This is a genomic window from Actinomadura rudentiformis (genome assembly GCF_008923185.1).
Lineage (GTDB): Bacteria > Actinomycetota > Actinomycetes > Streptosporangiales > Streptosporangiaceae > Spirillospora > Spirillospora rudentiformis.
In genome coordinates this window covers 52,851-76,401 of the sequence record NZ_WBMT01000014.1, presented here as the reverse complement: position 1 = coordinate 76,401, position 23,551 = coordinate 52,851, and the positions used below count along the sequence as shown (strand labels likewise).

Here is a 23,551-nt window from a genome sequence, read left to right as displayed (position 1 = left end):
GATGTCATGAGTACTCAGGACGACGCCAGGGAACGCATCCTGCGGGCCGCGTCGCAGCTGCTCGCCGAGGCGAACGGCGAGCCCGTGTCCACCCGCGCCGTCTGCGCCGCGGCGGGGGTGGGGGCGCCGACCCTGTATCACCACTTCGGGGACAAGGAAGGCCTCTTCGACGCCGTGGCGAGCCGTGGCTTCGAGGAGTACCTGGCGGAGAAGCGCGCGCAGCCGAGCACGGGCGACCCGGTGGACGACCTGCGGCGCGGCTGGGACCTGCACGTGGAGTTCGGCGTCACCCATCCGGCGATCTACGTCCTGATGTACGGCGGCACCCGCACGCCCGCCGCCGCCAAGGAGGCCCAGGCCATCCTGCTCGGCCTGCTGGAACGGGTGGCGCACGCCGGGCGCCTGCGGGTGCCGGTCGAGACGGCGGCGCGCATGGTCCATGCCGCCGGCGCCGGCGTCACGTTGACGCTGATCGCCGACCCCGGCGCCGGTGATCTGTCCGCCCGCACCCGCGAGGCCGTGCTGGCCGCGATAGCCACGCCCGCGGGTGCCGCCACGGCCGCGGATGCCGCGGATGCCGAGGGGGTTGCGGATGCCGACGGGGCCACGGGCCTCGAAGGAGGGGTGGCTGTCCGCGCCATCGCCCTGCGTGCCGCGCTTGACGCCGGCGGTGCCGCGCCGCTCAGCGCCGCCGAGGCCGGCCTGCTCCGCGAGTGGCTGGACCGGCTCGCCGGTTAGCCATGGACCGCGGGTGGCCATGGACGGTGGGTTCCCATGGTCGCCGGGTGGCTATGGTCGCGGGGCGCTGGAGGCGCTAGTGTCCCAAGCAAGCACATGCTCGGTTTCAGGAGGTTCCATGCGCCGCGGTGTCCACCTGCTCGAAGAGGTCGAGTTCCACCCGATGAACTCCCGCCGGCCGCTGGAGTACCTGCGCTGGCTGACCGACTACAAGCGGGAGGACGACCGGCTCGCCGAGGGCGCGCACGAGCTCACCGAGGGCATGTCGATCCGTTCCCGTGAGATCGACCTCGTCGGCGCGTTCTACGCCGTCGGCATCACCGGGCACCCGCAGTTCAAGGTGGTGACCCTCTGGGACTGCCACGGCGGCTGGGACGGCGGCTGGCGGCAGATGCTGGAGATCTACGACGACGTCAAGGAGAACCTGTTCCTCTCCGACATCGACGACCTGCGGTTCTCCGCGTTCTCCCGGCCGCTCGGGGCGGCGCCCGGCAGCCCCGCGCTGGCGGACGTGCTGGCCGAGGGATACGCCGCGCCGCTCTACCTCTTCGAGAGCGCCGAGGTCCGGCCGGGCGCCGCGCTCGACTACCTGGAGGCCGTGCGCGAGGAGCGTGCCCCGATGCTGGCCGACCACGGGCACCGGCTGGTCGGCTTGTACGAGGTCCAGTTCTGCGACACCGAGGTGGTCACCCTCTGGGGGACCGACATCGACGCGCACCTGGGCCTGCAGCGTGCCCGTGACGCCGCGCTGGGCATGGACGACGAGGTCGAGGCCGACCACCGGCTCGTCTCCTGGCGCAAACGGGCCCGCGAGTTCCTGTCCGGGCCGTGGCGGGAGAACCTGCTCAGCCCCTATCCCGGCAGCAAGCTGGCCCCCCGGGATTAACGGAACTAATCCGTCAGCTCCTTGCGCCGCCGCCGCTCCTCCTTGCGGGCCTTGCGCTTGACGTCGACCGCGCCCCAGAACGCCAGCCCGCTGACGACGACGCGCGGCGCGCCCGGAACGCCCGGGCCGCTCGCCGAGTGGTCGAACCCGCCCATGATCCCGATGCCCTTGACGTGCACGGTGAGGTCATCGGGCGCGATGACGTCGATGCCGCCCATGATGGCGAACGCCCGGATGCGCACCTCCTGGCCGGGAACGAACCGGGCCTCGCGCAGGTCGACCTTGCCGCCGCCCCAGAAGGCGAACCCGGTGAACTTGGCCGGGACGTTCCACACGCCCTGGCGCTTGAACTCGCTGCAGAACGCGAAGCCCCTCCGCCACGAGGGGGCGTCGATGATCGGCGCGCCGAAGACCGGTGGGCCGGACGGATGCGGCGCGGAGCCGGTGACCGGGAGATCCCTGGTGATCGGCTCCAGTTCGGCGTAGGTCTTGGCGGCGTAGACCGCGGTGAGCCGATCATCCAGCTCGTCCAGGCCCAGCCGCCCTTCGCCCGCGGCTTCGCGCAGGATCTGCGCGACCTGGTCGCGATCGGCGTCCGACGCCCGCATCTCCGGTGGGCCGGGGGAGCGCTCAGGGAGGTTCATGTCCCAGAGACTAAGCCGGTTCGAGGCGGATGACGATGGACTTGGACGTCGGTGTGTTGCTGATTTCGGCCGTGCTGTCCAGCGGCACCAGGACGTTGGTCTCGGGGAAGTACGCGGCGGCGCACCCCCGCGCCGTCGGGTAGGCCACGATCCGGAAGCCGGGCGCGCGCCGTTCCACCCCGTCGGACCACTCCGAGACCAGGTCGACCATGGCGCCGTCCGCGAAGCCGAGCTCGGCCAGGTCGTCCTCGTGCACGAACACCACGCGCCGGCCCGCCTTGACGCCGCGGTAACGGTCGTCCAGCCCGTAGATCGTGGTGTTGTACTGGTCGTGGCTCCGCACGGTCTGCAGCAGCAGCCGTCCCTCCGGCACGCGCAGCACGTCCAGGGTGTTGACCGTCAGGTTGGCCTTGCCGGTGTCGGTGGCGAAACGGCGGTCGTCGCGCGGACCGTGCGGGAGGGTGAAGCCGCCCGGCTCGCGGACCCGGTCGTTGAAGGCCTCGAAGCCCGGCACGACGCGGGAGACATGGTCGCGGATCACGTCGTAGTCGCGCTCCATCGCGTCCCAGTCGATCTCCGTGGCGGGCAGGGCGGCGTGCAGGGTGGCGCGGGCCAGCCCGCACACGATGGCGACCTCGGACTTGAGCTGCGGTGACGCGGGAGCCAGGCGGCCGCGCGAGGCGTGGACCATGCCCATCGAGTCCTCGACGGAGACGAACTGCTCTCCGCTCGCCTGAGTGTCGCGTTCCGTACGGCCGAGCGTCGGCAGGATCAGTGCCTGCTCACCGGTCACGGCGTGCGAGCGGTTGAGCTTGGTCGAGACCTGAGCGGTCAGGCGGCACGAGCGCATCGCCGCCTCCGTGACCGCCGAGTCGGGGGTGGCGCGCACGAAGTTGCCGCCCATCCCGAGGAACACCTTGGCCCTGCCGTCCCGCATCGCGCGGATCGCGTCCACCGTGTCGAAGCCGTGCTCGCGCGGCGGCTCGAAACCGAATTCCTTGGCCAGTGCGTCGAGGAACGCGGCGGGCGGCCGCTCGAAGATGCCCATCGTCCGGTCGCCCTGCACGTTGGAATGCCCGCGCACAGGGCACACGCCCGCGCCCGGCCGTCCGATGTTGCCGCGCAGCAGCAGGAAGTTGACCACCTCGCGGATGGTCGGCACCGCATTGCGGTGCTGCGTCAGGCCCATCGCCCAGCAGACCACGATCCGGTCGGCGGCCAGCACGTCCCCGAGCGTCGCCGCGATCTCCCCTCTGGTCAGGCCCGTGGCCTCCAGGACGTCGTCCCAGTCCAGCGCCCGAACGTGGCGTTCGAACGCCTCGAACCCCGCGGTGTGGGCGGTGAGGAACTCCCGGTCGATCGCGTCGGGCGCCTCCGACTCCAGAAGCAGCCGGTTGAGGGCCTGGAAGAGCGCGAGGTCACCGTTCAGCCGGATCTGCAGGAACCGGTCGGCGAGAGAGGTCCCGCGCCCCGCGATGCCGGACGGGCGCTGCGGGTTCTTGAACCTCATCAGCCCCGCCTCGGGCAGCGGGTTGACCGCGATGATCCGGGCCCCGGACCGCTTCGCCTCCTCCAGCGCCGACAACATGCGCGGGTGGTTGGTGCCCGGGTTCTGCCCCACGACGAAGATCAGGTCGGCCTGGTGGATGTCCTCCAGGAGCACCGAGCCCTTGCCGATGCCGATCGTCTCGTTGAGCGCCGAGCCGGACGACTCGTGGCACATGTTGCTGCAGTCAGGGAGGTTGTTGGTGCCGAACGCGCGGGCGAAGAGCTGGTAGGCGAACGCCGCCTCGTTGCTGGTCCGGCCCGAGGTGTAGAACAGCGCCTCGTCGGGGGAGTCCAGCGCGTTCAGCTCGGTGGCGAGCAGGCCGAACGCCTCGTCCCACGACACCGGCTCGTAGTGCTCGGCGCCCGCCCGCTTGATCATCGGCTCGGTCAGCCGGCCCTGCTGCCCCAGCCAGTGATCGGAGCGTTCCGCCAGCTCCGCCACGGTGTGGCGGGCGAAGAACTCGCGGGTGACGCGCCGCGTCGTGGCCTCCTCCGCGACCGCCTTCGCGCCGTTCTCGCAGAACTCGGCGACGTGCCGCTTGTCGCCCTCAGGCCACGCGCAGCCAGGGCAGTCGAACCCCTGCTTCTGGTTGACCCGGAGCAGCGTCAGCGCCGTGCGCTTGGCGCCCATCTGGTCGAACGACTGGCGCAGCGCGTGCGTCACGCCGGGGATCCCGGCGGCTGTGTCCTTGGGCGCCGAGACCGTCAGGCCCTCGTCACCGGTGTCCTCAACGGGTGCTCTGCGGCTCATCGCGACTGATCCTGGCTCATTGGTGCCGATCCTGGCTCATCGATGCTGGTCCTGGCTCATTGACGCTGGTCCTGGCTCATATAGTCCCACTGTCGCATGCCGGGGGGCAGTGCCCGGTCACACGCTGATCGTGATTAGGTGGTCGTATGGCGGGCGAGACGGCGAAATCGGCTATGGCGAAGGCGGATCGGGGCACGGAGGTCACCACCCCACCCGAGCTGCTCGCCGCCCCCGGATACGTGGCCCGCCGCCTCTACCAGTCGTACGTGGCGCTCTGGACCCGCCTGGTGGACCCGGTCCTCACCGGCCCGCAGTTCGCCGTGCTGACCGCGGTGAACAAGTACCCCGGCGTCGACCAGGGGTCGCTGGCCGCCTCGGTCGCGCTCGACCGTTCCACGATGGCCGACATCGTGCGGCGGCTGGAGGACAACGGCCTGATCGTCCGGCACACGGCGACGCACGACGGGCGCCGCAAGCTGCTCTACCTCACCGACGAGGGGGAGCGGCGGCTGGACGAGGTCAACCGCCGGGCGAGGCGGCTCGACGAGGACCTGATGCGCGGTCACTCGGCCGCTGACCGGGACCGCTGGCTGCGGGAGATGACCTCGCTCGCCGCCCACTGGGAGAGCCTGCTCGCCGAGTAACGTCCGCGTTCCACTTCGTTTCGGCCCGGTTATATCGGAGCTCAGGCCTTGCTTTTTTGAGATCGTCCGTGTTCGGATTAGTTAGTCCGAACACGGAGCATCTTCGAATCCTTCGTGGATCGGTTGTCTGTGCCGCGTTTCCGATCGCTAGGAGGAGCTTTGACTGCGAGCCAGTCGTACAGCGTCACGATCGTCGGAGGTGGCCTCGGCGGGCTGACCGCCGCGCTCGCGCTCCGGCAGCGAGGGCTGCGCGTCACGGTCCTGGAGCAGGCCGAGCAGCTCGGCGAGGTCGGCGCGGGCATCCAGACCGCGCCGAACGCCAGCCGCGTCCTGATGGCGCTCGGACTCCGCTCGCAACTGGAGGCCATCCACACCGAGCCGCTCGACCAGGTGCGGCGCCGGTGGGAGGACGGCAGCGTCATCGCGGTGACCCCGCTCGGTGACTTCTGCAAGCGCACGCACAACGCTCCGTACTGGCACTACCACCGCGCCGACCTGCACAAGGTGCTGCTGGACGCCTGCCTGTCGCCGGACACCCCCGGCCCCATGGTCGAGGTGCACACCGGCAGCAAGGTGGTCTCGATCGACCAGGGCGACCCCGCCCGGCCGGTCGCCGTGACGGCGGCGGGAAAGCGGCACGAGTCCGACGTGCTGGTCGGCGCCGACGGCATCCGGTCCGGCGTCCGCGACGCCCTCGGCATGCCCGACACACTGCTCTTCTCCGGGGAGATGGCCTACCGCGTGCTCATCCCCGGAGACAAGATCGCCGCCGATCCGGCGACCCGCTGGCTGGTGGACCGGTTCCAGAGCACCATCTGGTACGGGCCCGACCGGCATCTGGTGCACTACATGATCCGCGGCGGCCAGTACCTCAACGTCGTCGCGATCGTCCCCTGCTCCCCCGAAGTGGAGGAGCGGTGGACCGTCTCGGCCACCGTGGACGAGCTCGTCGAGGCCTTTCCGGGCTGGGACGACCGGGTGGCCGCGATGCTCTCCAAGGCGGAGGGCGAGATCTCCGCCTGGGCCATGTACCACCGCCGCCGAGATCCGGTATGGGTGGACGGGCACGTGGCCCTGCTCGGCGACGCCTGCCACGCGATGCTGCCCTACCAGGCACAGGGCGCGTCACAGGCGATGGAGGACGCGGCCGTGCTCGCCGAGGAGCTCGGCTCGGTCCCGGTGACGGGCGTGGCGGGGGCCCTCGCCCGTTATGTGGCGCGGCGCGCCAAACACGCCGGGATGGTCCAGGACGCGGCCTGGCGCAACATGCGTTTCTACCACCTGCCGGACGGGCCTGAGCAGCGCGAACGCGACGCCAAGCTCAAGAACTTCGGTGGCGAGTCCGATGTCTCCTACGAGTGGCTCTGGAGCGGCACGCCGCTCAACGACCCCGACCAGGAGTCCTTCGCCTACCAGTTCCACGGCTGAGCCATCCGCGGCTGAACCGTCCACGGCTCGACCATTCCCGGCTCGACCATTCACCGCAGCACCCTTTCACCGCACCTGGCGGGAGCCTCCATGAAGACAGGAAACCAGATCGTCCAGGAACTGCCCTGGAAGTGGGGCGTCCAAGGAAAGATCTTCATCATCGGCGGTCTCGGCTACATGTTCGACGCCTGGGACGTGGCGCTCAACGGATTCCTCACCCCCCTGCTCGCCAAGCACTTCGAACTGTCGGTCGGCGAGAAGGGCCTGATCGCCACGGCGAACCTCATCGGCATGGCGGTCGGCGCCGTCGCCTGGGGCACGATCGCCGACCGGATGGGCCGCAAGAAGGCCTTCAGCCTCACACTGCTGATCTTCGCGCTGTTCTCGGTCCTCGGCGCGCTGTCGCCGAGCTACGAGGTCTTCCTCCTGTTCCGCTTCCTGGCGGGCGTCGGCCTGGGCGGCTGCATCCCGGTCGACTACGCACTGGTCGGGGAGTTCTCACCGAGTCGGCTGCGCGGCAAGATCCTCTCGGCGATGGACGTCTGGTGGCCGATCGGCGCCACCTTCTGCGGGGTGGCAGCCACCCTGCTGGAGCCCGTCCAGGGCAACTGGCGCTGGATGCTCGCCGTGATGATCATGCCTGCGCTGCTGCTGTTCTGGGTGCGGCGCGGCATCCCCGAGTCACCGATGTACCTCGCCAAGGCGGGCCGCGAGGCCGAGGCACGCGAGATCATCGACGATCTGGTGGCGCGGACCGGCACCCCCGCCGAGCCCTACGTCATCACCGCACCGCCCGAGGAGACGGGCGGGCCGCGAGGTCTGCGCGCCGCTCTTTACCAGCTCCGCCTGGTGTGGAGCTTCAGCCCGCGCATAACGTCGGTGGCGTGGACGCTGTTCGTCACGGTCATGACCGTCTACTACGTCGCGCTGAGCTGGATGCCCACGATCCTCAAGGAGGAGGGCTACACCGACGCCGCCGCGTTCGCCAAGACCACCCTGATGACGGGCGTCGGCATCGTCGGCGTGCTCCTGTCGGCCTGGCTGGTCGAGGTCGTCGGCCGCAAGTGGGTCATCGGTGTCTCGGCGCCGGTGTCGGCGGCGGCCCTGGTCGCCTTCGCGGCCTCTCTCAACCTGCAGACCACGGCGCTGGTGTGGCTCGGCGTCTTCGGGTTCATGATCCAGGTCACCATCCCGGTGCTGTACGCGTACGTGGCGGAGCTCTACCCCACCCAGATCCGGGCCAGCGGGTTCGGCTGGGCGTCGTCGGCCAGCCGGGTGGTGTCGGGCTTCATCCCGTTCATCTTCGGCACCCTGCTTTGGCCCGCGCTCGGCCTCACCTGGACGTTCGCCGTCCTGGGCGGCGTGACCGTCGTGGTGGTCCTGTGGATGGCGGCCGGCGCGCCGGAGACCAAGGGCCGGGAACTCGACCACGTCACCGAGCCCGCGCCGAAGCCCGGCGAGGAGCCCGACCCCGTCCCCGTGAGGGCGTGACGCGCACATGAAGCCCGCGCCCTTCACCTACCATCGCGCCCGCGACGTCGCCGGGGCCATCGACCTGGTGGCCGAGCTGGGCCCGGACGCGAAGTACATCGCCGGAGGCCAGAGCCTGGTCGCGATGATGAACTTCCGGCTGGCCCGGCCGTCCCACCTGGTCGACCTCGGCGGCCTGTGGAGCGAGCTCGCCCATGTACGGCGGGACGGCGACTCCGTCCGGATCGGCGCCCTCACCACGCACCATGAGGTCGAGACGGCGGGCCTCGGGCTCCTCAGCGAGGCGATGGAGTGGATCGGCCACCTGCCCATCCGTACCCGGGGAACGGCCGGCGGCAGCCTCGCCCACGGCGACGCCACCGCCGAGTGGTGCCTGCTCGCGCTGCTCCTGGACGCGGAGATCATCGTGCAGGGACCGGAGGGGCGCCGCACGATCCCGGCGGCCGAGCTGTTCCTCGGCTTCTTCACCACCACGCTGGAGCCGGAGGAGATCATCCTCGAGATCGTCTTCCCGCGTTCCGGCCGCCGGGCCGCGCTCACCGAGTTCGCCGAACGGCGCGGCGACTTCGCCACGGTCGTCGCCGCCGTGGACCTGGAGACGTCCGCCGTGGTGCTGGGCGGTGTCGCGCCCGCGCCCGTCCGCGTTCCCGAGGCCGAGGCCGTGCTGGCCTCGGGCGGATCGTTCGCCGACTGCGCCGAGGCCGCCGCAGCGGCGATCGATCCGCCGGGTGACGCCAACGGGAGCGCCGAATACCGCAGGGTCCTCACCCGGACCCTGGTGGCCCGAGCCTGCGAGGAGGCCCAGTCATGAAGGGCACTCAGCCATGACCGAGCGACGAGGGACGTGGGTCGGCTCGTCGGTGGGCCGCCGCGAGGACCCGCGGCTGCTGACCGGGCAGGGCCGGTTCGTGGACGATATCCACCTGCCGCAGATGCTGCACGCCCAGTTCGTGCGCAGCACGATCGCGGCGGGGACCGTGGTCTCGATCGACCTGTCCGCGACGCTGGCCGTGCCGGGCGTCGTCGCCGCGTACACGGCCGCCGATCTGGACATGGGCGACATCACTGCCATCCTGGACCGGCCGGCCTCGGAGTTCGTGCAGACGGACATGCCCGTGCTGGCGCGGGATCGGGTGCGGTACGTGGGCGAGCCGCTCGCCATCGTGCTCGCCGAAGATCCCTACGCGGTCGAGGACGGTCTCGAAGCGGCCCGCGTGACCTATGACGCGGATGCCCCCGTGGTGTCGGACGAGGTCGCGATGGCGCCCGGCGCGCCGCTCGTCCACGAGGCGGCGACGGGGAACGTCCTCGTGGACGTGTCGATGTTCGCGACGGAGGGCATCGACCGGATCATCGACGAGGCGCCGTGCGTGGTGCGCGTCCGTGCCAAGACCGGGCGCCAGAACGCGCTGCCGCTGGAGACAAGGGGCGTGGTCGCGAGTTGGGACGCGCGGGACGAGCAACTGCTCGTCCAGACCTGTACGCAGGTGCCCCACCAGGTCCGTACGGTGATGGCCGGCTGCCTCGGCCTGGCCGAACGATCGGTGCGCGTGCTGGTGCCCGACATGGGCGGCGGCTTCGGCCTGAAGTGCGTGGTCGGCCGGGAGGAGATCGCGGTCGGCGCGGCCTGCCTGAAGGCGGGGCGGCCGGTGAAGTGGATCGAGGATCGCCGGGACGCACTGACCGCCTCGTTCCTGGCTCGTGAGCAGCGGTACGACGTGCGCGCCGCGTTCGACGGCGACGGGCGCCTCCTCGCGCTGGACGCCGACATCGTGTGCGACATGGGCGCGTACTCCTGCTACCCGTTCACGGCCGGCATCGAGCCGCTGATGGCGTCGGCCGAACTGCCCGGCGTCTACAAGGTGCCCGCCTACCGGGTCCGAGGCCGTGCCGTCACGACCAACAAGGCGCCGACCGCCCCGTACCGGGGAGTGAGCCGCCCGCAGATCGTCATGGTGATGGAGCGGCTTTTCGAACGGGCCGCCCGCGAGCTGGACATGGACCCCGTGGAGATCCGCCGCCGCAACCTGATCACCGAGTTCCCGTACACCGGGATCAACGACGTCACCTACGACCCCGGCTCGTACCTGGAGTCGCTCGACCTGTGCGAGCGGGTGCTCAAGGACGAGGGCTGGTACGAGCGGCGCGGCGCCGCCCGTTCCAGTGGCCGTTTCATCGGGATCGGCTACTCCTGCTTCAGCGAACGGACCGGCTACGGCTCGGCGGCGTTCGCCAAGCGCAAGATGGCTGTGGTGCCCGGCTTCGACATGGCCGAGATCCGGATGGACCTCAGCGGCGGCGTCACGGTCACCACCGGGACGATGAGCCATGGGCAGAGCCACGAGACGACGCTCGCCCAGATCGTCGCCGACCGGCTCGGCCTCGACATCGCCGAGGTCAAAATCCATCAGGGCGACACCGACCGCATCACGTACGGATTCGGCACGTTCGCCAGTAGATCCGCCACCATCGGCGGCAGCGCCGTGGCCCGCGCCGCGACCGCCTTGGGCGAACGACTCCTGGCCCTGGGCGCGCACCTCCTGGAAACGACGTACGACAACGTCGAGCTGGACGCCCGCCGGGTCCGCCGCCGCGACGACGGCCGTGCCCTCTCGTTCGAGGAACTGGCCGACGTCGCCTATCTGAAGGCCCACCTGCTGCCGAAGGACGCCGAGCCCGGGCTCACCGCGAGCGCGACGTTCGACGTCCACGGCGACGGCACGTTCAGCAACGCCGCCCACGGAGCGGTCGTCGAGCTGCACCCGGGCACCGGCCAGATCGAGATCCTGCGCTACGTGTGCGTCGAGGACTGCGGCGTCGCGATCAACCCGCAGGTCGTCGAGGGGCAGGCGCGCGGCGGCATCGCCCAGGGGATCGCGGGCGCCCTCTTCGAAGAGATCACCTACGACGAGCAGGGCGAGCCCTCCTGTGCCAGCTTCATCGACTACAAGGTCCCGACGGCGGGCGAGATCCCCGACATCTCGGTCCACCACCTGGAGACGCCCTGCGCGTTCACCGAGAGCGGCGCCAAGGGCGCGGGCGAGGGCGGCACGATCGGCGCCCCCGCCGCCGTGCTCAACGCCGTGAACGACGCGCTGCGCCCCACCGGGGTCGAGCTCGACGACACCCCCATCCGTCCCGAGACCGTCCAACGGGCGCTGGCCACGATCGGAGTGTTCGCATGACGAGTTCAGACAAGGCGGCGCCATGACGTGTTCATGGTCGCGGCTCCGCCGCTCCGGGTCATGGCGCTTTGACGCCTTGTCTTCCCTCGTCGGTCGTTCCTCCCTCCTCAGTCCAGACAAGGCGGCGCCATGACCGAGAAACTGCTGATCAGCCTGACCGTCAACGGGCGCACGCACGACGACCTCGTGATCGAGTCGCGGCACACGCTCGTGGACGTGCTGCGGCATCAGATCGGCCTCACCGGCACCCACGTCGGCTGCGAGCACGGCGTCTGCGGTGCCTGCACCGTCCTGCTCGACGGCGCCCCGGTCCGCGCCTGCCTGGTCTTCGCCGCCCAGGCCGAGGGCCGTGACGTCCGCACGGTCGAGTCGCTCGCCTCCGACGGCGAGATGAACGACCTGCAGCGGGCGTTCTCCGCCCACCACGGGCTGCAGTGCGGCTTCTGCACACCCGGTTTCCTGATGCTCGCCGAGGGGTTCCTCGCCGAACGCCCCGACGCCACCCGAGAGGAGATCCGCGAGGTCGTGTCCAGCAACCTCTGCCGGTGCACCGGCTACCAGACCATCGTCGACGCGATCGAGGACTGCGCCCGCGCCCGGGAGGAGTCCCGATGATCCTGGAGAACGAGATCGCCGTGGCGGCCGCCCCAGACGAGCTCTTCACTCTCATCAACGACGTCGAACGCGTCGTGACGTGCCTGCCCGGCGCCGCCCTCGAGGGCCGCGACGGCGACACCTACAGCGGCGGCGTCAAGGTCAAGGTCGGCCCCATCACCGCCGCGTACGCGGGGACCGTGAGGTTCCTGGAGGTGGACGAGGCCCGCCGCCACCTGCGCCTCCAGGGCCGGGGCGCCGACACGCACGGCAGCGGCGACGCCGAAGCCGAGGTGAGCCTGACCGTCGATGAGGCCCCCGAAGGCTCGGTCCTCCGCATCAAGACGGACCTGCTGATCCGCGGGAAGCTCGTCCAGTTCGGGAAGGGCGCGATCGTCACGGTCTCGAACCGCCTCCTTCAGCAGTTCGCCACGAACCTCGCCGCCCTGATCGAGGCCGACCGCACCGGCGTGCCCGCCCAGAAGTCCGCTGTCCCAAGGCCCGCTGCCCAGGAGCCCGCCACGATATCGGCGCTGGTCCCGCCATCCGCCGCCAAATACGCGCCGATCGCCGCCGCGTTCGCCGTCGGTCTCTTCCAGGGCTGGCTGCTGGGCAAGCTGAGCGCGCAGTCCAAGCAGCTAAAGGAGCTGCGCCGTGGCTGACGGGATGTACGGCCAGGAGACCGACGACACCTATTCCACTGCGGGCTTCGGCAACCCAGTCCGCCGCGGCGAACGCCCAGCGCTGATCATCGTTGACCTCACGAACGGCTTCACCGACCCTGCGTACCCCTCCGGTGCGGACCTGTCCGACGTCGTCAAGGCCACCTCCACCCTGATCGAGAGCGGCCCCGCACCGGTCATCTTCACCACGATCGCGTACACCCCGGCCGAACTCGACACCGTGACCTGGCTGCACAAGGCACCCGGGATGCGGGCGATGCGCGAGGGCACCCCGGCCGTGGAGATCGACCCTCGCCTGCCCCGCAGCCCTGGCGACATCCTGATCACTAAGAAGGGCGCCTCCGCGTTCTTCGGCACGACCCTCGCCGCAACCCTGACCGCGCTGCGCTGCGACACCGTCCTGGTCTGCGGCGCCACCACCAGCGGCTGCGTCCGCGCCACCGCCGTCGACGCCGTCCAGTCCGGCTTCTCGGTCCTGGTGCCCCGCGAGTGCGTCGGCGACCGCGCCACCGGCCCGCACGACGCGAACCTCTTCGACATCCAGGCCAAGTACGGCGACGTGATCAGCCTCGCCGACGCCTGCGACTACCTGGCGGGAGCCCATGCCTGAACGCACCCTCACCCAATCCGCCCTGGCGGACCTGGCCGACATCCGGGCCCAGAGCCGTTGGACGACCTCGAACGGACTCCGCCTCCACGCCCTCGACTACGGAGGCCCCGGAACGCCACTGGTCATCATCCCCGGCATCACCAGCCCGGCGATCGCCCTGGACTTCGTGGCCCGCGAACTCACTGACCTCGTCCGCCCCATCGTCCTCGACGTACGAGGCCGGGGCTTCTCCGACGACGGTCCCTCGTACACCCTCCAGGACTACGCCGCCGACACCGAAGCACAGCTCGCCGGCCTCGATGCCCCGATCCTCCTGGGCCACTCCATGGGCGCCCGGATCGCCGCCCTGGTCGCCACCAAGACAGCCCTTCGCGGCACGATCCTTGTCGACCCTCCCATGAGCGGCCCTGGCCGAGGCACCTACCCGACGACCCTCGACGCGTTCCAGAACCAGCTCTCCCAGGCACAACGCGGCACCACCGCCGACGAGGTCGCCCGCTCCTGGCCCCGCTGGCCCCGCCGCGAACAGGAGCTCCGCGCCCGCTGGCTGTCCAGCTGCGGCGCCGACGCGATCGCCGCCACCCACCGGGGCTTCGAGACCGAGGACTTCTTCGACATCTGGCCCGCCGTCCCGGCCCCCACGACCCTGATCTACGGCGCCGAGAGCCCCGTGGTCACCGCCGCCGGCGCCGCCGAGGCCGCCCGCGCCAACCCCGCCGCCCAACTCCTCGAAGTCCCCGCCGCAGGTCACATGGTCTTCTGGGACAATCCCCAGGCCGCCCTCAAGACCACCCGGGAGATCCTCCGCGCCCTCGTCTAGTGGCCTGCGCCTGTCGGGCCAAGCCGCACGATCTCCGTCAGGCTCGCGGCGGCACCTCGCCGTGCTCGAGGCCCTGGCGGATGGCACCGACCAGTGCTGCCGCGTCGCTGGTGAAGCCCGTGATGAGCAGGCGTCCACCCTTGCGGCCGTCGCCACTCTTGATCTTGACGACGGTGTAGACGTCCCAGCCCAGCATCTGGCCCACCCAGTGGTTCTGCCCCCGGTTAGAGATCCGGCTGATGTGATCCCAGGGGACTACCCGGAACTGGGTGGCGTGTTCGTACGCCAGACCTCCGGTCCGCACCCTGAACACCTCGCCGGGCGTCATGAAATAGCGCCGCAGGCATGAGCCGCCCCACCACAGCCCGACCAGCGCGACCCCGAGCAGCAGCCCGGCCACCAGCTGGCCCCGCTGCCCGTCGGCGAATATCGCGATCAGCACGGGCACCGACGCCGCCCCGGCCACCAGGCCCACGAGCAACGAGGTCACCCCCACCGCGCCCCGCCGGGAGTCGTCGGTCTCGAAGCGCCGTACGAACGCCCCCAACTCCTGCTCCGCCGCCCGCACCATCGCGCCTCCCGTCGTCGCATCTTCGCTCAGGATCACGCAAACGACGGCGCCCACGACCGGATCACGCTCCCTGACCGTAAACGGCCAGACACGCACCCGCTGTCAGCCGAGCTCATCGTGCCGGCCGTCGAGCCCGAAGCCCACCTGGTCAAGATCCCCGCCTCCGGCCACATGGTCTTCTGGGACAACTCACAAGCCGGCCCCTGACCACCATCCGAGAAACTTCTGGCTCCTCAGCGCCTAGTGCCAATAGAGATGCGTGCGTCCATCGATCGTCCGGACGGGCGGATGAACGAAAACCTCGGCGGAGTGGACCCCGTAGGCGACATTGAGTGTGTCGAGCCGGTAGTACCAACCCCGCTCGTTCATGGTGATCAGATAGTTGATCTGCCAGCGCAACGTGTGCCGCCGCTTGAGCGGCACCCCCGTCCGAGCCCAACCCGGCTCAAGCCCGCGCAGCTTGTACCTTGAGATCTCCGGCACGAGCCTGACGTACAACCTGCCGTCCGACTCGGTCAGCTCCACCTGGTCAGCGCTGGGCGGCCCGTCCCTGAGCTCCGACACGGGCTCGAAGTCCCTGCCCTCGGACATCCAGACTTCGTGGACGAACGGCGGTTCGGCATTGGGCAGCGGGAAGGCTTCAGGAAGGGCACTGCGCTTCGCCGCCCCAGAGCCGCCACGCGTTCGCCGAGTCCAGTAGACCCGCACCCATTGCACTGCCACGTCCACGCCGCGATGCTCGCACGCACGCAGCGAGCTAATCCACATGATTTCCCTCAGGCTCTCGGCGGCACCTCGCCGTGCTCCAAGCCGTGCCGGACGGTGCCGACAAGCTTCACCGCGTCGCTGGTGAAGCCCGTGATGAGCAGGCGTCCACCCTTGCGGACGCCGCCACGCTTGATCTTGACGACGGCGTAGACGTCCCAGCCAAGCTTCTGGCGACCCAGTGGTTCTGGCTTCGAGTAGAGATCCGGCTGATGTGATCCCAGGGGACGACGCGAAACAGCCCGGCGAGCGCGACCGCGAGCGGTAGCCCAGCGACCCTGCGGACTTGCTCGTCGGCGAACATCAGCACGGGGACCGACACCAATCCGGCCACCAGACCCACGAGCAAGGAGATCACACCCACCCGCGCCCCGCCGGGAGTCGTCGTCGGTCTCGAAGCGATGCACGAATACTCCCAACTCCCGCTCCGCCGCCTGCACCATCGCGCCTCCCGTCGCCGAACCCCCGCTCAGGAAACGAAGGCGCCCACGGCTGGAGCATCTTCCTGGCCGCCAACGACCAGACACTCAGCTCATCGTGCCGACCGTCGCGCCTGACGGTCCGGAGCAACCCGATCGGGATTGGCGCTTTGCTGGCCCCGATCAGGAGGTGGGCCGCCAATGGCCAACCATTGGCGCGCCCCAGTGGTGAGATGGTGGTGGCTGTCCGACTGCCCATGCCGCCGTCGAGGGTGTTCTCCGGTTCGTGGTCACGGCCCCGGAGGGGAACAGCAGGACTTTGATTGCTTTGTCCCCGGGAGGCCGTGCCGGAAGAGACGCGCTCCAAGGTGTGGTTGGGCAGTCGCGCTACGTTCGTCCCCTTTGCTGGTGCAGGCACCCGGTTGCGGATCAGCACGGCTTAGCTTCAAATATCGGCGACGAAGAACGAAGATTTCCTGGGTATTGAGTTTTGCGCCCGTTCGCTGGTTTGCGCATCTGCGGGTTACTGCTGTGCCGCTTCGCGGTTGGCGGCGGCGGTCTCCCCTTTGGCTCGGCATCCCGCCCGGCTACCGGCAGGGATGGGGGCGGAGGCCAAAAAGCGGCAGCGACAAGAAGGGAGGTGGGCGGGCGAGGCGTGTTCGGATGGCGCGGGTCTGGTGGTGGCTGATGTTCCAACCTTGAGCCGCGCGGAGCGCGGGTTTAGCGCAACCCCAGGCCGCCACCCGTCCTCCCTCTTGGCGCCTGGCTGGACTTCCGCAATCGCAACCAATGTGACAGCAACACGCAGTAAGCCGCACGGACTCACAAACGGTCACTTCGGCACCGCTCAACCACCCACCTAGATCAGCCGACTTAACCTCCGACTCACTCGCCCCCAACCACGCGCCAACCGGAGGATGGCCACCCAGCCGAGCGCCCATCAACGACGGCCACAAACAAGACGCTGATCACGGAAGGCAATGTCGACTCGGCCTCTAACTCACCCGTCGTCCAGCCACGAAGGCCAGTACATAAAACCCCCAAATCGACACCAGAAAATCCATGACCAGAAACAGTCGCAAATAGCCACTCGACAAGCCGGGGGATGACAATCCACCGACCCCATCAATAACGACGGACACACCGATCCGGGGGTAATGATGTCGGCTCGACCTCCGATTCGCCCGTCATTGAGCAACCAAGAACGATGCACAAATCCCCCCAAATCGACATCAGCGCATCGGTGGCCAGATACGGTCGCCAATAGCCACCCGACACCTTGCCATATGACCGAACGTGACGATACAATAACAGCATGAATTCGATCGCGGATCTTTCTGCCGCTTCCACCGCGCAATTGGTGGAAGCGGCAGCCGTGATCGCCACTCACCTTGCGCAACGTGCCGCGCCTGATTCGGGGTCGGTGTGCATGGAGTTGGCCGAGGAATTGGCCACCGCCATCGACCAAGCCGAATACGCGCTGGCGGGTTTGATCGCGGTGGTGGACCGGAGCGGTGAACCCAAGCATTGGGGTTTGTCGTCCACGCAGGCGTGGTTGCGGTGCCGCATGGGCATGCGCGAAGGCCGCGCCAAAGAACGCATCACCCTGGCCCGCCAACTCCCGCGGCTGCACCGGGTGAATGCGCAGATGGCTACCGGGGACTTGTCGTATGGGTATGCCGCGACCGTCGCCGACGCGGTCCACCGGCTGAGCGATGAGGATTGTGCGAGGGCTGAAGACATTTTTCTGGCGGCTGCGGGTGAGGGGTTGTCGGCGGGGAAGGTCGCGCGGCTCGGCGCCAAGATTCATGATCTGGTCGTTGAGCGGAACGGGGATGACAAGCCGCCCGAGGATGTGCGGCGGGGTTATCAGCGGTCATGGCTGGCCGTGAGTCGGTCGCTGGATGGCGGCTGCTACGTCAAAGGCTGGCTCAACCCCGAAGACACCGCCCTCCTGGACGGCACCTTGGCGCCGCTGGCCAAGCCCGCCGGCAGCGACGACCGACGCGACCTGGCCGAACGCACCGCCGCCGCATTGTCCACCGTGCTGTCAGGCGGGCACAAGGACACTCGCATCACCGTCATCGCCGACCTGGACACCTTGACCGGCGGAGACACACCCGGCCGGCTGCGCGACGGCACCCCGATCCCCGCGGCGCAGGTCCGCCGCATCGCGCTCAATGCCGGTGTCTCCCCGCTGATCCTGGGCCCCGACCACGTGCCGCTCTACCTCGGCCACGCTGTCCGGATCGCCAGCTCGGGGCAACGTCGTGTCCTGGAGACGTTGTATGACACGTGCGCGGTGCAGGGCTGCGAAGTGCCGGGGTTGTTGTGCGAGGTCGACCACGTCGACGGCTGGGCCTTGGGCAACAGCCCCACTGACATCGACAAGCTGGCCTTGTGCTGCGGCTGGCACAACCGGTGGAAACACACCCACCCCGACCAAATACAGATCACCAAAACCGATGAGGGGCGCTACCGGTACCGGGCACTGCCACCCGACGGGATCGCCAGATCCAGACGCGACAGGCCCATCGATCAGGCCGCCAATCCCTGGCACGACGACCACCTCGCGGCCTGATCACCCCATGACCCTGCGGCCCGGCGCCTTCCTGCACCGGGCCTACAGGCATGCCCGTTTCCTTCTTCGCGTCCCTGGTGCACGGGATCACGGTCGCCGGGCCGGGCGTGACTGATTGCCATTGTCATTGATGATCTGAGGGTGTTGTCACCCGGCCTGGCGGCGTCGATGGACCCGGCAACGGCCAGACCCGGCTGCGGGCCATGTTCGAGTGGCTCGCCCATCACGGCCCGGCGCTGATCACGGACGCGGTCTTGCACGTGAACGCCGGAGGGATCATCGTCCGGCTTTCCTTTGAGGCTCACTCGAGAGCGGCACTGCTTGCTTGTCGAGGTGTGGATCGTGCACGCGGCGGCGCCTTTCCGACCGCGTTGACCTAGAGAACGGTCGGGGATGAATCTCGTGGCCTCCATCGCGGACGCGTGGGGGAGCCAACCGCGTGAACGAGGGGCGTGTGAAGCGGAGTGTCGATTTGGGGAGGGGCCGTTCGTGTAGAGGGTGAAGGCAGAAGGAGGGAGCGTGGGGATGGGGAAGATCGTGGTGATCGAGCATCTGACGCTCGACGGTGTGATGCAGGCTCCGGGGCGGCCTGATGAGGACACGCGGGGCGGCTTCGAGCACGGTGGGTGGGCGCAGGAGCGCAATGACCCGGCCATGGCGGCCGCGATGGGCGAGCGCATGGGGGAGTCCTGGGCGTTGCTGGCCGGGCGGCGGACCTACGTGGACTTCGCGTCGTTCTGGCCGAAGCAGGAGCCCAATCCGTTCACCGACGCGCTTAACCGTGTCCAGAAGTACGTGGTGTCGGCAACGCTGGAAGAGCCTCTTGAGTGGGTCAACTCCGTGTTGCTCAAGGGCGATCCGGTGACGGCGATCGAGGGGCTCAAGGGCGGGGTCGACGAGAATCTCGTGGTGTTCGGGAGTGGTGTGCTCGTCCAAGCCCTGATGCGGGCGGATCTGGTCGACGAGTTCGTTCTCCAGATCCACCCGCTCGTGCTGGGGGCGGGGCGCCGGCTGTTCGAGGACAGTACGACCGCCTCGTTGCGGCTCGTCGATTCGGTGACCACCGCCACCGGGGTGGTCATCGCGATCTACGGAGCCCGCTGACCGATGATGACGGTGGCGTTGAGGTCGTCGGAGTGGGCTGTCCGGGTGTGGAGGCCTGCTTGGGTGAAGGCCTCGTGGGCGGTTTCGGCTTGGCGTTTGCTGGTCTCGATGAAGAGGTGGCCGCCGGGGGCCAGCCATTCGGGGGCGGCGGCGGTGACGCGGCGGAGGATGTCCAGGCCGTCCGAGCCGCCGTCGAGGGCGACCTTGGGTTCGTGGTCGCGGGCCTCGGAGGGGAGCAGGGGAACCTCGTCCGTGGGGACGTAGGGGGTGTTGGCGAGCAGGATGTCGATCCGGCCTTTGAGGTGGGCGGGGAGGGGCTCGAAGAGGTCGCCTTCGTACACCTGGCTGAGGTTGCGGCGGGCGCAGCGCACGGCGGCGGGGTCGATGTCGGCGGCGTGCACGTCGATGCCGGGGAGCGTGGCGGCGAGGGCGGCGCCCAGGGCGCCGGTGCCGCAGCAGAGGTCGACCACGGTGGCCGGGGGAGCGGTCAGGGCGACCGCCTGGTCGATGAGGAATTCGGTGCGGCGGCGGGGGACGAAGACGCCGGGGGAGACGTGGATGCGCAGGCCGTAGAACTCCGCCCAGCCGAGGACGTGTTCGAGGGGAAGGCCGGCGACGCGGCGTTCCACCATGGCGTCCAGTTCGATGGTGCTGCGGGCCGTGGAGATGAGGAGTTCGGCCTCGTCCTCGGCGAAGACGCAGCCTGCGGCGCGGAGCCTGGTGACGATCGACAAGAGAGCCTCTCGGGTGTGTGGAGGGTGCTCTCTAGTCGCGGGGGTGAGCACCCGGCCATGAAGTGGCGTTGACGGGACTCACCTCCTCGGGGCGTGCACGGAACAGCGATATTACCGGATCACTCGTGCGACGATGTCGATCATGCTGGACGAGTCCGCCCCTCTGGTCGACGGGACTCCGCTGCTTGATCGGCCGTGGTTCTGGGCGGCTCATCTGTCGATGGCCACGGAGGACGGGCTCGTCGAGGAGGCGTTCGGCTTGCCGGCTGCCACCGGGCGATCGCGTCTGGCGGATCCCGCCCGCTGGCCCTACTTCGAGGTTCCGTTGAACGGCGGCGGCGTCGCGTTCGTCATCTACGAGAACATGCTTGACACCGGCCAGATCCCCGAATACTCCAGGGTGTTGGTGATCGACGGGCAGGCCGCGGTCGCCTGGATCGCTGGATGCGCGTGCGGGCCGGGGCTGAGCTGGCCGGAGCTGGAGGGCCTGCGCCGCGCGCCGGAGGCCGACTTCGGCGTCCTCGACCCCGACCAGCGGATGCTGCTCGCGCTCCCGATGCTGGGCGATCTCCATGTGCCCGGCCACGCCGTCGAAATGGTCACCGCCGCACTCCAGGGCGCCGGGGCGGGCCCCGGGGCCGACGCCCTGGCGGCCGCCTTGGTGGGCGACCACGCGCGGTGGAAACCATCGACCTGGCAGACGACGCCCGACGGCATCACGACCTGCGATGGCGAACACAGCCCCCGCAATCCGTTCAGCGCCAACGCCGTTGATCAGCGGGCCGTGTCCGGTGCCTTGCGCCCTTAGCTCAGCGCGTGCCGTCCAGGAGGCTGCCCGCGTTCGGGACCGTGGTGGTGAGGCCGAGCGTGGACAGGACGCTGTAGGTGGTGGCGGTCGCGGCGGAGAGGACGGGGAGGCCCGCCTCGTCCTGGACGGCCTGGATGGACGGGAGGACGGCATCTGGACGCAGGCTGAGAGGACCAGCGCGTCGGCGTTGGCCAGGGAGAGTTTGCGCCAGTGGTCGCGGAGGTCGGCGGGGTCCAGGCGGCCTACGGCGAGGTTGTCGGGGACTTCCAGGCTCAGGGCGTCGACCACCTCGATGTTCTCGTTCTCGATGTAGTCCACGACCTTCTGGGTGAGCGGCTTCATGTACGGGGTGATGACGGCTATGCGTTGTGCTTTGAGGGCGGCCAGGCCGGTGAGGAGGGCTCCGGCGCTGGACACGACGGGGGCCTGGGAGCCTTCGGCGCGGAGGGCCTCGCGGATGGAGTCCTCGGCCGTGCAGTGGAAACGCGGGCCCTGCGCCATGATCGCCACCAGGCAGGCCGTGGTGACGACGTCGGGGCGGGCGTCCGCGAGCTCGGCTGCGGCACGTTCGGCCTGGGCGTTCATGGCGCGCAGCTGCTCGGGCGTCACGTGCTGCATCCGGGCGCGGGCGCTGTGGAAGACGAAGCGGTCGGCGGGGTCCGCCTCCTCGCGGGCCCGGAGCATGCGCGGGAGCTCGGTCTCCATGGTCAGGTTGGAGCTCGGCACGATCAGGCCGATGTGGTGGTCGGTCACTGGGTCCTCCGGGTGGCCGGGCGCATCTCGGGGACGACGATGTCGCCGTCGCGGACGATCGGCTCGTCGTCCAGGAAGAGGCTGCAACCGCGCATGGGGATGTCGAAGTGGCATGGGGTGTCGTTCGGGCCACCGAGCTCGTTGTTGGGCCCGATCGAGAACATGACGTTCCCGTAGAACGACCGCAGCTCCATGCCCATGCCGCCGGGGAACTGCGTCAGGCCGTGCCACTGCGCGCGCTCGTCGAGACCCCAGCCGACGTGCGACATCCCGTAGCCGCGCGGGTCGTCGAAGGACGTGATGTAGGAGGAGAGCAGGTCGGCGTCGAGCCCGCCCCGGATGTCGGTGATGAAGCCCTGCTCGACGGTGAGCGTGACCGGAGTCTGCACATAGGTGTTGAACGGGAGCAGGACGTCGCCGGGGGACAGCACGATGGTGCCGTCCACGCCGTCGTCGGCGCCGCCGGTGAAGACGAACGCGGCGGGCCAGTGGTCCCAGCGGCCCGGGGTGTCGGTGTAGCCGTACTCGCTCATCGTCGGGTAGACCCCCAGGCGGTACGTGACGTCCGTCCCGGCCGGGCTCGTGATCCGCATGGTGCTCGCCTTGGCGAGGAGCTCGGCGCCGACCTCCACGCGTTCTCGCAGCTCGGGGGTGGGCATCAGGCGGGCGAGCAGGGGAGCGGGCTCGACGCAGGTCAGGATGCGGGTGCCCGCGTCCTGGATCGCGAACTGCTCCTTGGAGAACAGCAGGAACTTCAAGTCGACCAGCATGTCGGCCCGCTTGAGCGCCTCGACGGCCTCCGGGTTGCCGCCCAGGCCGGAGTCACCCACCGCCCAGGCCCCGGAGAGGTCGAGGGAGTTGGGCAGCCGCAGGTGGTACGAGCTCGCGCCCAGGCGGCTCGCCGCGTACAGGAACGCGTCGGCGTAGTCGAGCCGCTCGTCGCCCTGGGAGAGCACGGCGACGGTCTCGCCCTCGTGCACCCCGCTCAGGGTGAGCTGCCGTACGCAGATCTCGTTCAGCAGGTTCTGATCCATCGGCCCCTCCGCAGTTAGTCCGGACACGGACGATCTGGCGCAACTAATCCGAACACGGACGAGTTGTGCGGCGCAAGGGGTGAAACAGAGTTGTCACATGTGATCCGGGCGGTTCAGCGGGTCGCGAAGCCGCTCATTCCGCCAGCATGGCGTGCATCATCTCGACCCAGGTGGCGACGAACGTCTCGTCGTCGACCCCGACCGAGGTCACACCGAGCACGCTGCGGAGCATCCGCGAGGACAGCAGGGAGCCCAGGCCGACGGCCGCCATGGCCGTCGCGCGCCCGGCCGGGAGTTCGGCGCGGTCGCGCAACCAGGCGGCGAACTCGGTGTAGGTGGTGCTCACCAGCTGCTCGACCGCGACCTCGACGAGCTCGGGCCGGCTGCGGGCCTCGGAGACCAGGATCCGCAGCAGCTCCTCCTCGCCGTCCAGCTCGGCCAGGATGTAGCGGGCCGACACCGTGAGCTCGGCGCGCAGGTCGCCGAGGTCACCCAGCAGGCGGCGGATGTCGCGCAGCGCGTCCAGCCGGGCCAGGTGCCGCTCGATGCCCGCCCGCAGCACCGCCTCCTTCGTGCGGAAGTGGTGGTAGAGCCCGCCCGCCCCGGGGGTCAGCCCGGCGGCCTTCTCAATCTGGGCGACGCTCGTGCCGCGATAGCCGTTCTCGCCGAACAGCCGCATCGCGGCGTCGATGATCCGCTCCCGGGTCGGGGTTGACTGGCTCACGGTCCTAAGTAAACACTTAGGCGACGGCAGTGTCTA

General features: G+C 69.5%; 21 protein-coding genes. 13 read left to right on the top strand and 8 right to left on the bottom strand.

All coding sequences use genetic code 11. From position 1 onward, the window contains the following. The first annotated feature begins 6 nt into the window (after positions 1-6). Together F8566_RS27935 and F8566_RS27930 are read left to right on the top strand one after the other, a co-directional pair. On the top strand, positions 7-738 hold the full coding sequence (locus F8566_RS27935) for a TetR/AcrR family transcriptional regulator (RefSeq protein ID WP_151564823.1): 732 nt from the start codon (positions 7-9) through the stop codon (positions 736-738). 118 nt (positions 739-856) lie between these two features. Beyond that, complete coding sequence (locus tag F8566_RS27930) at positions 857-1,624, top strand: hypothetical protein (RefSeq protein ID WP_151564822.1); 768 nt, start codon at positions 857-859, stop codon at positions 1,622-1,624. 5 nt (positions 1,625-1,629) lie between these two features. Here F8566_RS27930 and F8566_RS27925 read toward each other — a convergent pair whose 3' ends face one another. Both F8566_RS27925 and F8566_RS27920 read right to left on the bottom strand, forming a co-directional pair. Next, a complete protein-coding gene (locus tag F8566_RS27925; protein WP_225993592.1) occupies positions 1,630-2,268 on the bottom strand; it encodes a DUF1707 SHOCT-like domain-containing protein in 639 nt (212 codons plus the stop codon). A 10-nt stretch (positions 2,269-2,278) separates the two neighbouring features. Then, on the bottom strand, positions 2,279-4,567 hold the full coding sequence (locus F8566_RS27920; protein ID WP_151564821.1) for an FdhF/YdeP family oxidoreductase: 2,289 nt from the start codon (positions 4,565-4,567) through the stop codon (positions 2,279-2,281). 173 nt (positions 4,568-4,740) lie between these two features. Here F8566_RS27920 and F8566_RS27915 point away from each other — a divergent pair, with 173 nt between their 5' ends. The 9 genes from F8566_RS27915 to F8566_RS27875 all read left to right on the top strand — a co-directional run bounded on the left by F8566_RS27915 (position 4,741) and on the right by F8566_RS27875 (position 14,022). Further along, complete coding sequence (locus tag F8566_RS27915) at positions 4,741-5,211, top strand: MarR family winged helix-turn-helix transcriptional regulator (protein WP_225993591.1); 471 nt, start codon at positions 4,741-4,743, stop codon at positions 5,209-5,211. A 159-nt stretch (positions 5,212-5,370) separates the two neighbouring features. Further along, the gene (locus F8566_RS27910; protein ID WP_151564819.1) at positions 5,371-6,639 is read left to right on the top strand and encodes an FAD-dependent monooxygenase; all 1,269 of its coding nucleotides are present in this window, start codon (positions 5,371-5,373) and stop codon (positions 6,637-6,639) included. Between the two features lie 90 nt (positions 6,640-6,729). Further along, the gene (locus F8566_RS27905; RefSeq protein WP_151564818.1) at positions 6,730-8,130 is read left to right on the top strand and encodes an MFS transporter; all 1,401 of its coding nucleotides are present in this window, start codon (positions 6,730-6,732) and stop codon (positions 8,128-8,130) included. A gap of 7 nt (positions 8,131-8,137) precedes the next feature. Continuing rightward, a complete protein-coding gene (locus F8566_RS27900; protein WP_151564817.1) occupies positions 8,138-8,941 on the top strand; it encodes an FAD binding domain-containing protein in 804 nt (267 codons plus the stop codon). Between the two features lie 13 nt (positions 8,942-8,954). Continuing rightward, positions 8,955-11,315 carry a xanthine dehydrogenase family protein molybdopterin-binding subunit gene (locus tag F8566_RS27895; protein WP_151564816.1) on the top strand — a complete coding sequence of 787 codons (2,361 nt, stop codon included), beginning with the start codon at positions 8,955-8,957 and terminating at the stop codon, positions 11,313-11,315. 129 nt (positions 11,316-11,444) lie between these two features. Beyond that, entirely contained in the window at positions 11,445-11,930 is a 486-nt protein-coding gene (locus F8566_RS27890) for a (2Fe-2S)-binding protein (RefSeq protein WP_151564815.1), read from the top strand. Further along, positions 11,927-12,571: an SRPBCC family protein gene (locus tag F8566_RS27885; protein ID WP_151564814.1), complete on the top strand. Its 645-nt coding sequence runs from the start codon at positions 11,927-11,929 to the stop codon at positions 12,569-12,571. Before F8566_RS27890 ends, F8566_RS27885 begins: the two co-directional genes overlap by 4 nt. Then, positions 12,564-13,202 (top strand): isochorismatase family protein, encoded by a 639-nt coding sequence (locus F8566_RS27880; protein WP_318836445.1) that lies wholly within the window; start codon positions 12,564-12,566, stop codon positions 13,200-13,202. The genes F8566_RS27885 and F8566_RS27880 overlap by 8 nt, the downstream gene beginning before the upstream one ends. Further along, positions 13,195-14,022: an alpha/beta fold hydrolase gene (locus tag F8566_RS27875; RefSeq protein WP_151564813.1), complete on the top strand. Its 828-nt coding sequence runs from the start codon at positions 13,195-13,197 to the stop codon at positions 14,020-14,022. Before F8566_RS27880 ends, F8566_RS27875 begins: the two co-directional genes overlap by 8 nt. A 37-nt stretch (positions 14,023-14,059) precedes the next feature. On the opposite strand, the gene F8566_RS27870 is transcribed toward F8566_RS27875, so the two are convergent. Beyond that, the gene (locus F8566_RS27870; protein WP_151564812.1) at positions 14,060-14,647 is read right to left on the bottom strand and encodes a hypothetical protein; all 588 of its coding nucleotides are present in this window, start codon (positions 14,645-14,647) and stop codon (positions 14,060-14,062) included. Positions 14,648-14,833: 186 nt separating this feature from the next. Then, the gene (locus tag F8566_RS27865; protein WP_151564811.1) at positions 14,834-15,322 is read right to left on the bottom strand and encodes a hypothetical protein; all 489 of its coding nucleotides are present in this window, start codon (positions 15,320-15,322) and stop codon (positions 14,834-14,836) included. Between the two features lie 1,770 nt (positions 15,323-17,092). Here F8566_RS27865 and F8566_RS27860 point away from each other — a divergent pair. Together F8566_RS27860 and F8566_RS27855 are read left to right on the top strand one after the other, a co-directional pair. Next, the gene (locus F8566_RS27860) at positions 17,093-18,358 is read left to right on the top strand and encodes an HNH endonuclease signature motif containing protein (protein ID WP_151564810.1); all 1,266 of its coding nucleotides are present in this window, start codon (positions 17,093-17,095) and stop codon (positions 18,356-18,358) included. A 525-nt stretch (positions 18,359-18,883) separates the two neighbouring features. After that, positions 18,884-19,462, top strand: coding sequence for a dihydrofolate reductase family protein (locus F8566_RS27855; protein WP_151564809.1), 579 nt, complete (start codon positions 18,884-18,886; stop codon positions 19,460-19,462). Here the strand turns inward: F8566_RS27855 and F8566_RS27850 are convergent. From F8566_RS27850 to F8566_RS27830, 4 genes are all read right to left on the bottom strand, one after another. Continuing rightward, entirely contained in the window at positions 19,447-20,247 is an 801-nt protein-coding gene (locus F8566_RS27850) for a putative protein N(5)-glutamine methyltransferase (protein ID WP_151564808.1), read from the bottom strand. The two genes, F8566_RS27855 and F8566_RS27850, sit on opposite strands and share 16 nt — an antisense overlap. Next, positions 20,228-21,757, bottom strand: a complete 1,530-nt coding sequence (locus tag F8566_RS52690; protein ID WP_225993589.1) for a maleate cis-trans isomerase family protein — start codon at positions 21,755-21,757, stop codon at positions 20,228-20,230. Before F8566_RS52690 ends, F8566_RS27850 begins: the two co-directional genes overlap by 20 nt. Then, entirely contained in the window at positions 21,754-22,791 is a 1,038-nt protein-coding gene (locus F8566_RS27835) for a M29 family metallopeptidase (RefSeq protein ID WP_151564806.1), read from the bottom strand. Before F8566_RS27835 ends, F8566_RS52690 begins: the two co-directional genes overlap by 4 nt. Before the next feature lie 133 nt (positions 22,792-22,924). Continuing rightward, positions 22,925-23,515 carry a TetR/AcrR family transcriptional regulator gene (locus tag F8566_RS27830; RefSeq protein WP_225993588.1) on the bottom strand — a complete coding sequence of 197 codons (591 nt, stop codon included), beginning with the start codon at positions 23,513-23,515 and terminating at the stop codon, positions 22,925-22,927. Positions 23,516-23,551 lie beyond the last annotated feature (36 nt).

Coding starts and splice junctions, on each gene's coding strand:
- F8566_RS27935 (WP_151564823.1), top strand. CDS start 7: ATGAGTACTCAGGACGACGCCAGGGAACGCATCCTGCGGGCCGCGTCG.
- F8566_RS27930 (WP_151564822.1), top strand. CDS start 857: ATGCGCCGCGGTGTCCACCTGCTCGAAGAGGTCGAGTTCCACCCGATG.
- F8566_RS27925 (WP_225993592.1), bottom strand. CDS start 2,268: ATGAACCTCCCTGAGCGCTCCCCCGGCCCACCGGAGATGCGGGCGTCG.
- F8566_RS27920 (WP_151564821.1), bottom strand. CDS start 4,567: ATGAGCCGCAGAGCACCCGTTGAGGACACCGGTGACGAGGGCCTGACG.
- F8566_RS27915 (WP_225993591.1), top strand. CDS start 4,741: ATGGCGAAGGCGGATCGGGGCACGGAGGTCACCACCCCACCCGAGCTG.
- F8566_RS27905 (WP_151564818.1), top strand. CDS start 6,730: ATGAAGACAGGAAACCAGATCGTCCAGGAACTGCCCTGGAAGTGGGGC.
- F8566_RS27900 (WP_151564817.1), top strand. CDS start 8,138: ATGAAGCCCGCGCCCTTCACCTACCATCGCGCCCGCGACGTCGCCGGG.
- F8566_RS27895 (WP_151564816.1), top strand. CDS start 8,955: ATGACCGAGCGACGAGGGACGTGGGTCGGCTCGTCGGTGGGCCGCCGC.
- F8566_RS27890 (WP_151564815.1), top strand. CDS start 11,445: ATGACCGAGAAACTGCTGATCAGCCTGACCGTCAACGGGCGCACGCAC.
- F8566_RS27885 (WP_151564814.1), top strand. CDS start 11,927: ATGATCCTGGAGAACGAGATCGCCGTGGCGGCCGCCCCAGACGAGCTC.
- F8566_RS27875 (WP_151564813.1), top strand. CDS start 13,195: ATGCCTGAACGCACCCTCACCCAATCCGCCCTGGCGGACCTGGCCGAC.
- F8566_RS27860 (WP_151564810.1), top strand. CDS start 17,093: ATGAATTCGATCGCGGATCTTTCTGCCGCTTCCACCGCGCAATTGGTG.
- F8566_RS27855 (WP_151564809.1), top strand. CDS start 18,884: ATGGGGAAGATCGTGGTGATCGAGCATCTGACGCTCGACGGTGTGATG.
- F8566_RS27835 (WP_151564806.1), bottom strand. CDS start 22,791: ATGGATCAGAACCTGCTGAACGAGATCTGCGTACGGCAGCTCACCCTG.